Annotated in this window: 3 protein-coding genes, 1 tRNA gene and 1 pseudogene; 3 read left to right on the top strand and 2 right to left on the bottom strand. The window is 69.4% G+C overall.

The genetic code is table 11. The annotated features are described in order from the left end of the window. A pseudogene (locus tag BZZ08_RS27170) lies at positions 1-325 on the bottom strand (SPFH domain-containing protein); the annotation flags it as partial. 56 nt (positions 326-381) lie between these two features. Beyond that, positions 382-1,434: a peptidoglycan-binding protein gene (locus BZZ08_RS27165; RefSeq protein ID WP_104634859.1), complete on the bottom strand. Its 1,053-nt coding sequence runs from the start codon at positions 1,432-1,434 to the stop codon at positions 382-384. 197 nt (positions 1,435-1,631) lie between these two features. On the opposite strand from BZZ08_RS27165, the gene BZZ08_RS27160 reads away from it, so the two are divergent. From BZZ08_RS27160 to BZZ08_RS27150, 3 genes are all read left to right on the top strand, one after another. Beyond that, positions 1,632-1,705: transfer RNA gene (locus BZZ08_RS27160), tRNA-Lys, on the top strand. A 291-nt stretch (positions 1,706-1,996) separates the two neighbouring features. Then, complete coding sequence (locus BZZ08_RS27155) at positions 1,997-3,964, top strand: glycosyltransferase family 2 protein (RefSeq protein WP_104634858.1); 1,968 nt, start codon at positions 1,997-1,999, stop codon at positions 3,962-3,964. After that, the gene (locus tag BZZ08_RS27150) at positions 3,961-5,898 is read left to right on the top strand and encodes a kelch motif-containing protein (RefSeq protein ID WP_104634857.1); all 1,938 of its coding nucleotides are present in this window, start codon (positions 3,961-3,963) and stop codon (positions 5,896-5,898) included. The genes BZZ08_RS27155 and BZZ08_RS27150 overlap by 4 nt, the downstream gene beginning before the upstream one ends. Positions 5,899-6,000 lie beyond the last annotated feature (102 nt).

Below are 6,000 nucleotides of genomic sequence, written 5' to 3'. Positions count from 1 at the left end.
CCGGACGTTCCGTCAGCTCCGGGTCGATCCGGGGCGCCGGACGCGGTCGCGCGGCGACGGGGCGCCGGGTGCCCGGCCGTTCGCCCGACCGCTCCCCGAGCCCCTGGCGCCGCGCGACGACCGCGGGCCGCACCGGCACCGGCACCGGGTCGGGGTCGTCGCGGAACAGCAGGTGGACCGGGATCTCGGTGGTGGCCTCGTTGTGGATGAGCCGGGCGGGCCGCTGACCGGTCGCCGCCGCGGCGTCGGGCCCCTCCGGCACCGGGGCCGGAACGGTGCTCTGCGGCTCCGGGGACGATGTCGTGGATGTCGTGTTCGTACTCATGCGTGCTCCAGCCTCCGCGCCAGACGCGTCATGAACGGGTGATCACCCCGGTGCGGTCAGGAGAAGAGCCGCCGCCAGGTCTCCGGGCCCGGGAGGCCGTCCGCCGCTCCGCCGCGCCAGCCCTGGGCGCGCTGGAAGTCCCGGACACCCCGCCGGTCCGCCTCGCCCCAGCGCGGACCCGGCCCCTTCGTGTAGTGCGTGCCGAACCCCTTCTTCACCAGCTGCCTGCCGAGCCGGGTGACGTACGGGTTGTCCGCGCCCGGCCCGAACATCGCCCGGCCGGGGTATCCGGCCACCCCGTGGGAGGCGGGGCCCGCGGCCCCGGGCGGCGCCTCCTCGGCGCCCGCCGTGCCCGCCTTGCCCGCCGTGACCCCCTTGTAGCGGTACGGCAGGTACTTGGCGGAGTTGCTCCAGTAGGCGTAGGGCGTGTCGAGCTTGCGGGTGTGCGGCGGGGTCTGTTCGTAGGCCGTGTAGGCGGTGTGCGTGCCGTCCGTCCAGCCGCCGAAGATCACCACGTGGGAGCCCTCCTGGGGATCGGACGCGTTGTGGAAGAGCAGGATGTCGCCGGGCTGGAGCTCCTCCTTGGTGATGCGGTCGGCGACGGTGGCGAGGCTTCCGGTCCATTCGTTGGCGGGCAGCTTCCAGGCCATCGACACGAAGCCCGAGCAGTCCTGCCGGTAACCGTCGGACCAGTAGGCGGTCATGCTGTACGGGACCTTCGCGTCCACCCAGGTTCTGGCCCGGTCGATGATCTCGGTACGGGTGATGCCGGCCAGTTCCGCACCGGCCGGGGGCGCCGCGGGCCGGCCCGTCGCGCCGTGCAGCGGAGCCCGGGGTCCCTGCGGGGTACCGGGCTCGTCACCTGCGGGAACGCCCGGCCGATGGGGGGCATGGGCGGCCGCGGGGAGCGCCGCCGCCGACCCCGCGCCGAGGGCGGACACGGCGGTGGCGGAAGCGGCGGCGGCGGCCACGACCAGCGCGCGGTACGCCGCCGGATGGGCGAGCGCCCGGCCTGCCGGGGCGTGCGGCAGAACGCGCCGCCGGTGACGGCAGCCGGCGCAGTCGCAGTCGCTCGCGGGCTCGATCTCCTCGAATACGGGAGTCTCCATGCGATTCCCCTCACACTCCCGGTACGGATGTCCGCGGCGGTGCACTTCGGTACATGTCGGTCAGTTTCTCAACTGTCCACACCACTCGCATGTTGACGGTCCGAATGATGTACCCGGCCGCCGCGAGCGGTGGGCGGGGCCGCGGACGGTGGTCCGGAGCACCGGTCGGCATCCGGTAGAGTTGTGCAGGTCAGCAGGCGCCGCTAGCTCAGTTGGTTAGAGCAGCTGACTCTTAATCAGCGGGTCCGGGGTTCGAGTCCCTGGCGGCGCACCGACGGTCGAAGGCCCTCCGTATCACACGGGGGGCCTTCGGCGTGTCCGGCGCCGGGACGTCTTGCGATCATGGCGAACGCCGTAGAACCCTGGTCCGGTTGCGGGGCCGGGCGCCGAGGGGACGCCGAGGGCCCCCTGCAACCGGGGGTCGCCATTCCATGTCTATATAAGGTGTGCATGCCGTGGTGACAGTGACCCACCACTGACACGTCCGTGACGGTCGAGGGGGACCGGAGCAGGCGAAAAAAGCGACGAAACACGCATGACCCGCGTGTGGGGGGAATGACTCATGACGTCGACGCCGTCCGGCGCCGGGCCAGACCACGACCCGTCCCAGACCACCCAGCTCAGGGTGCCCGGGCACCGGAACTGGAACACCGGTTCGTTCCGCCGGATAAAGAAGACGCTGCCGAAGTACGACTACGAGCACTACAGCCGCCTCGCGGGCCCCCTCACCCAGCCCGACCCGGACAAGCCGTACCGGGTGCAGTACCGCTCGCTGATCTCGCAGGAGCCGCACCGCATCCGGGTCGCCCTGATGCTGGCCGCCGCGCCGCTGCTGTCGGTGGTGCTGCTGGTCTGGCTGCTCCAGCCGGAGCACTGGACGGAGCGCGACTACGTGGCCTTCGACTGGCTGCCCGCGCTCGACATCGTGATGCTCGTCGCGATCGGGCTGATCGAGCTGTTCCGCTGCCTGAACGTGCTGTCGAACGCGCACGCCACCCTGGTCGCCCGCGACCCGGTCCCGGTGGTGCCCGAGACCGGCACCAGGGTCGCCTTCCTCACCTCCTTCGTGCCCGGCAAGGAGCCGCTGGAGATGGTGACGAAGACCCTGGAGGCGGCCGTGAAGATCCGCCACCGCGGTCTGATGCACGTCTGGCTCCTCGACGAGGGCGACGACCCGGAGGTGAAGGAGGTGTGCGCGCGCCTGGGCGTGCACCACTTCTCCCGCAAGGGCGTCGCCAAGTGGAACCGGAAGAAGGGCCCGCACCGCGCCAAGACCAAGCACGGCAACTACAACGCCTGGCTGGAGGCGCACGGCGACGACTACGACTTCTTCGCCTCCGTCGACACCGACCACGTGCCGCTGCCCAACTACCTGGAGCGAATGCTCGGCTTCTTCCGCGACCCGGACGTCGGCTTCGTCATCGGCCCGCAGGTCTACGGCAACTACGACAACCCGATCACCAAGGCCGCCGAGTCGCAGCAGTTCCTCTTCCACGCGCTGATCCAGCGCGCCGGCAACCGCTACGGCGGGCCGATGTTCGTGGGCACCTCCAACGCGGTGCGCATCAGGGCGCTCAAGCAGATCGGCGGCCTGTACGACTCGATCACCGAGGACATGGCGACCGGCTTCGAGATGCACCGCCACAGGAACCCGGCCACCGGCCGCAAGTGGCGCTCGGTCTACACCCCGGACGTGCTCGCGGTCGGCGAGGGCCCGAACGCCTGGACGGACTTCTTCACCCAGCAGATGCGCTGGTCGCGGGGGACGTACGAGACGATCCTCAAGCAGTACTGGAAGGGCTGGTACTCGCTGCCGCCGAGCAAGCTCTTCAACTACACGATGATGATCATCTTCTATCCGATGTCGGCCTTGAACTGGATCCTGGCGGCGCTGAGCTGCTGCCTGTTCCTGGGCCTGGGCGCGTCCGGCGTCAACATCGACCCGGCGGTCTGGCTGATGCTCTACGGCAACGCCTCCGCGCTCCAGATCGGCCTCTACGTCTGGAACCGCCGCCACAACGTCTCGCCGCACGAGCCGGAGGGCTCCGGCGGTGTGGCCGGTATGATCATGTCCGCGCTGTCGGCGCCGCTGTACGCGAAGGCGCTCATCGACTCCGTGCTGCGCCGCAAGAGCAAGTTCGTGGTGACCCCGAAGGGCGACTCGGCCAGCCCGGACACCCTGTTCGGCACCTTCCGGTACCACTGGTACTTCATCGTGATCTTCGCCGGCTCGATCGCCGCCGGCGTCGCCCTCGGCCACTCGCACCCCGCGATGATCATCTGGGCGACCTTCGCGCTGCTGATCACCGCGTCGCCGATGTTCGCCTGGCGCCACGAGCTGAGGAAGGCGAAGAAGCGACCGCCGGTCGCGGCGGCGGAGCCCGCACCGCGGATCCCGCCGCAGCAGCCGCACGGACGACACGCGGCACACGCACCGCAGCAGAGGCCCAACTGGGCCGCCTCCGCCGACGGGGGCGACGACCAGACCATGCAGATCGCCCTTGGTGGACTTGGGGGACGTAAGGAATGAAAGACCGTGCCGGCCGCCGCCGCGCCCGTCGCTTCGCGATAGGTACGGCGGTGGTGGTAGCGCTGGCCGGGATGAACGGGCCGTGGCTCTACCGCTTCGGGACCGAGAAATACCACCAGTACAAGATCAACAAGCCGGAGTACAAGGCCGCCAACGGCAAGTGGGAGATCATCGAGTTTCCCGAGAAGTACCGGCAGAACACCATCCACGCGGCACTGCTGCGCACCGGCAAGGTGCTGATGGTCGCCGGGTCCGGCAACAACCAGGACAACTCCGACGACAAGCAGTACGACACCCGGATCTGGGACCCCGTCAAGGGCACCATCAAGAAGGTGCCGACGCCCACCGACCTGTTCTGCACCGGGCACACGCAGCTCGCCAACGGCAACCTGCTGATCGCGGGCGGCACCAGGCGGTACGAGAAGCTCAAGGGCGACGTCACCAAGGCCGGCGGCCTGATGGTCGTCCACAACGAGAACCCGGACAAGCCGATCACCCTCCCGGCGGGCACCCGGTTCACCGGCAGGGAGAACGGCAAGACCTTCGTCTCCAAGGACCCCGTGCTGGTGCCGCGCGCGAAGAAGGTCTTCGACCCGGCGACCGGCGCGTTCGTGCGCAACGACCCGGGCCTCGGCCGGATCTACGTCGAGGCGCAGCAGAGCGGCAGCAAGTACGAGACGGGCACGGAGGACAACTACCGCATCCAGGGCCTGTCGGGTGCCGACGCCCGCAACACGTACGGCATCGCGCAGAAGCTCGCCCTCGACAAGAAGGACTTCCAGGGCATCCGGGACGCCTTCGAGTTCGACCCGGTCGCCGAGAAGTACATCAAGGTCGACCCGATGCACGAGGCCCGCTGGTACCCGACGCTCACCACCCTGGGCGACGGCAAGGTCCTCAGCGTCTCCGGCCTCGACGACATAGGCCAGCTGGTCCCGGGCAAGAACGAGGTCTACGACCCGGAGACCAAGAAGTGGACCTACACCGACAAGGTCCGCCAGTTCCCGACCTACCCGGCGCTGTTCCTGATGCAGAACGGCAAGGTCTTCTACTCGGGCGCGAACGCCGGCTACGGCCCCGACGACGTGGGCCGCACCCCGGGCGTCTGGGACGTGGAGACCAACAAGTTCACCAAGGTCCCCGGCATGAGCGACGCGAACATGCTGGAGACGGCGAACACGGTGCTGCTGCCGCCGGCGCAGGACGAGAAGTACATGGTGATCGGCGGCGGCGGGGTCGGCGAGTCCAAGCTCTCCAGCGAGAAGACCCGGATCGCCGACCTCAAGGCGGACGACCCGAAGTTCGTGGACGGGCCGTCACTGGAGAAGGGCACGCGCTATCCGCAGGCCTCGATCCTGCCCGACGACAGCGTGCTGGTCTCCGGCGGCTCGGCGGACTACCGGGGCCGCGGCGACTCCAACATCCTCCAGGCGCGGCTGTACCACCCGGACACGAACTCGTTCGAACGGGTCGCCGATCCGCTGGTGGGCCGCAACTACCACTCCGGGTCGATCCTGCTGCCCGACGGGCGCCTGATGTTCTTCGGCTCGGACTCGCTCTACGCCGACAAGGCCAACACCAAGCCGGGCAAGTTCGAGCAGCGCGTGGAGATCTACACGCCGCCGTACCTGTACCGGGACTCGCGGCCGGACCTGTCCGGTGGCCCGCAGACCATCGCGCGCGGTGAGTCGGGGACGTTCACCTCGCGTGCGGCGTCGACGGTCAAGAAGGTGCGGTTGATCCGGCCGAGTGCGTCCACGCATGTCACGGATGTGGATCAGCGGTCGATCGCGTTGGACTTCAAGGCGGACGGGGACAAGCTGACGGTGACGGTGCCCACGGGTAAGAACCTGGTGCAGTCGGGGTGGTACATGATGTTCGTGACGGACGGGGAGGGGACGCCGAGCAAGGCGGAGTGGGTGCGGGTGCCGTAGCGCTCCCGCGGGTTGCCGTAGCGCTCCCGCAGGTGGTGACCAGGGGTGCGGGAGCGTCGTGGTTGATCGCGCGCACGCGGCGGTAGTCGCACATGTCACAGC

The sequence above is a fragment of the Streptomyces sp. MH60 genome, from assembly GCF_002939385.1.
Taxonomy (GTDB): Bacteria; Actinomycetota; Actinomycetes; order Streptomycetales; family Streptomycetaceae; genus Streptomyces.
This window is presented reverse-complemented; position numbering and strand designations above follow the sequence as displayed.